The following is a 2,515-nucleotide window of genomic DNA, read 5'->3' on the forward strand; positions in this document are numbered from 1 at the left end:
GTCGGGCTGCTGATCCTGGCGCCACCGCCGGTGCCTGGCTGCAGCTTGCGTGGCTTCGGCGGTGGCGGAAATTCACCCTGAGGGTTGTGCCGGATGCCGCCACCGAACAGCATGTCGAACAAGCCCTGCGCGCTTGCTGGCTGCTGACCGAAGGCAAGCGCCGCCGCGATCGCGATCGGCATGACAGCCTTTTTGTTCCCGAGGATTTTCATGCTTCACCCGCACCGGTTGAACCGGGTTCCCGTTCCGCGCCGCTAGACGGTCCCGCCCTCCGCATGGCGGATGTAAGGCGCGACTATACCGATTCATACTGATTTCGTTAAGCTTCCATAAATTTCCACGACCCTGTTGCAGAACAGTTTCACATCCTTGTGAGACTTAAAACGAGCAGGCCGTTCCAAGTGTTCCGACACCCGGGACAATCAGGCGTGGCGTTGCCGACAGGCGAAAAAGTCACATAGGTACGCGGGTGGCGTTTCGAGTGGACTGTCAGCATGAATCACCGGCGGATTCGACGGCCGCCTGTGCGGCAATGGCCAAGGCGTGACAAACAGCGGTCTTTGTGATCGAAATTCCGGCGGCCTCGAGCCACGGCCTGGAGGATGTGCAGTGAAGAAGGGATATCGCGAACTTCTCGACGAGGCGAATGCCGAGATCGAGGTCGTGTCGCCCGAGGAAGCGGCCGGGCTGTTGGAGGATGACGACACCATCTTCATCGATCTGCGCGACCCTCGCGAAGTCGAGCGCGACGGCAAGATTCCCGGCGCCAAGCATGTGACGCGCGGCATGCTCGAATTCTGGATCGATCCCGAAAGCCCTTACCACAAGCCGTTCTTCGCTTCGGGAAAGACCTTCGTCTTCTTCTGCGCCGGCGGCTGGCGCTCGGCGCTCGCCACCAAGACCGCGCAGGACATGGGTCTCACACCGGTCAAGCACATCCTTGGCGGTTACACCGCGTGGAAGGCCGCCGGCCTGCCCGTCGAGCCGGGTCAGAAAAAGAAAGCCGACTGACCGAGTCCCTGTTGCGGGCGGAAAGCTGCTGCCCTTTTCAGTGCAGTGTCGATTCGTGCTGCTCCGTCACGAATCCGACGGCGCGCGCGACGACATCCTTGTCGGCAAGGATGCGGCGGTGGCCGAGTCCTTCGGCCCAATGCAGGCGGACATGATCGCCGGCGCCCGCATACCGCTTTGCGTGGTCGGCGTGGACTTCCCGGTCGTCCGGCGCGTGGATGATCAGTGTCGGCACCGGCGCCTCGGCGAGCTGGCGATCGCCGGTGAATTCGCTGAGCGGCCGTCCCGACAGATGTTGCACCCTGTCCGCCATGGCGACCCGGGAACGTGGCCCGACGTTCATCATACGACTGAAGTCGTCGAAGATCGCCGGCAGCGAGCTCGGAGCAGCGATCAGCACCAGCTTTTCAGCTGCCAGCGGCGGCATGTCTTTCACCGACGCCGCAACCGCGTTGGCGGCGATCGCGCCGCCGAAGGAATGGCCGACCACGGCTGCAAAAGGACCGAACCATTCGCCGGCGACCCGCGCCGCATCCACCGCGTTCACCATGTTGAGATGGCGGCCGAGCGAGTGGCCGTGCCCGGGCAGGTCGAGCGAAACGACCTTGTAGCCTGCCCCGCGAAATCCTTCGATCAGCGCGCGCATATATTCGGTGCGCGAGCGCCAGCCATGGATGACGAGCACGGTGCCGCGAGAGCCCCTGCCCGGCTCCGGCCGGAACTCATGCACCGCAACGCAATTCGTCTTCGTCTTGAGCCGGTGATGACGCGCCTGAGCCATGAAACCGGCAGCGCGCTCGACGGCGCGGCGCTCGCCGTCGCTCAGGGATTTGACGTTTGGCGTGCGGCAGAACAACTCGAACGCGGCGCGGCCGCTGAGACCCGGCGCGACATGCTCGGCGGCACCGAATACGCCTCGGATGACCTTCATTCCAAATGATGCCATATTGGCAGTCCATCCATTCGTTCAAGCATGAACATAATAGTTCAAACATGAACATTAAGCAAGACCTGCCCTGGGACAATCCGCGCTTTCGCAACTGGGTTGCGGTGGCGCGCGCCTGCCATGTGCTGGAGCGCACGCTGGCGACGAAACTCACGCCGCTCGACCTCAAGCCGGCGCAGCTCGACGTGCTGATGAACCTTTACCGCCACCCCGGCATGTCGCAGCACGACCTTGCCCGCAAGCTCCTGGTCGGCCGCTCCAACATCACCATGCTCTTGCCGCAGCTCGAGGCGCGCGGCCTGCTGCGCCGCGAGGGCGACGAAAAGGACAAGCGCGTGCTGCGGCTGAACCTCACGGAAGCCGGCGAAGCCTTGCTGATGCGGGCGCTGAAAGTGCACATGGCGCTGATCGAGAAGGCGATGAGCCAGTCGACGCCGGAACAGTGCGACATGATCGGCGAGCAGATGCGCAAGATCGCCGAAGTGCTCAAGGAAGCCTGACCGGCCCCGTTCCTCACCACATGGTCTTTTTGGCCCGCTCCGGCCATTCCTTGTCGTA

General features: G+C 63.3%; 5 protein-coding genes. 3 read left to right on the forward strand and 2 right to left on the reverse strand.

The window, feature by feature from the left end; all coding sequences use genetic code 11:
- The coding region (locus EOA29_RS32810) for a hypothetical protein (protein WP_189479064.1) at window positions 1–182 on the reverse strand (182 nt) is incomplete at its 3' end.
- Between the two features lie 427 nt (window positions 183–609).
- Between EOA29_RS32810 and EOA29_RS32815 the strand changes: the two genes are divergently transcribed.
- Window positions 610–1,011 (forward strand): rhodanese-like domain-containing protein, encoded by a 402-nt coding sequence (locus tag EOA29_RS32815; protein WP_126093937.1) that lies wholly within the window; start codon window positions 610–612, stop codon window positions 1,009–1,011.
- Between the two features lie 37 nt (window positions 1,012–1,048).
- Here EOA29_RS32815 and EOA29_RS32820 read toward each other — a convergent pair whose 3' ends face one another.
- The gene (locus tag EOA29_RS32820; protein ID WP_245468650.1) at window positions 1,049–1,792 is read right to left on the reverse strand and encodes an alpha/beta hydrolase; all 744 of its coding nucleotides are present in this window, start codon (window positions 1,790–1,792) and stop codon (window positions 1,049–1,051) included.
- Here EOA29_RS32820 and EOA29_RS43435 point away from each other — a divergent pair.
- Together EOA29_RS43435 and EOA29_RS32825 are read left to right on the forward strand one after the other, a co-directional pair.
- On the forward strand, window positions 1,775–1,951 hold the full coding sequence (locus EOA29_RS43435) for a hypothetical protein (RefSeq protein ID WP_245468651.1): 177 nt from the start codon (window positions 1,775–1,777) through the stop codon (window positions 1,949–1,951). The two genes, EOA29_RS32820 and EOA29_RS43435, sit on opposite strands and share 18 nt — an antisense overlap.
- 53 nt (window positions 1,952–2,004) lie before the next feature.
- The gene (locus EOA29_RS32825; RefSeq protein ID WP_126093935.1) at window positions 2,005–2,457 is read left to right on the forward strand and encodes a MarR family transcriptional regulator; all 453 of its coding nucleotides are present in this window, start codon (window positions 2,005–2,007) and stop codon (window positions 2,455–2,457) included.
- Window positions 2,458–2,515: the final 58 nt, after the last annotated feature.

Source organism: Mesorhizobium sp. M1E.F.Ca.ET.063.01.1.1 (genome assembly GCF_003998155.1).
Lineage (GTDB): Bacteria > Pseudomonadota > Alphaproteobacteria > Rhizobiales > Rhizobiaceae > Mesorhizobium.

Bases quoted from the DNA above. Each gene is read 5' to 3' on its own strand.
- EOA29_RS43435 (WP_245468651.1), top strand. From the start codon at position 1,775: ATGACGCGCCTGAGCCATGAAACCGGCAGCGCGCTCGACGGCGCGGCG.
- EOA29_RS32820 (WP_245468650.1), bottom strand. From the start codon at position 1,792: ATGGCTCAGGCGCGTCATCACCGGCTCAAGACGAAGACGAATTGCGTT.
- EOA29_RS32825 (WP_126093935.1), top strand. From the start codon at position 2,005: ATGAACATTAAGCAAGACCTGCCCTGGGACAATCCGCGCTTTCGCAAC.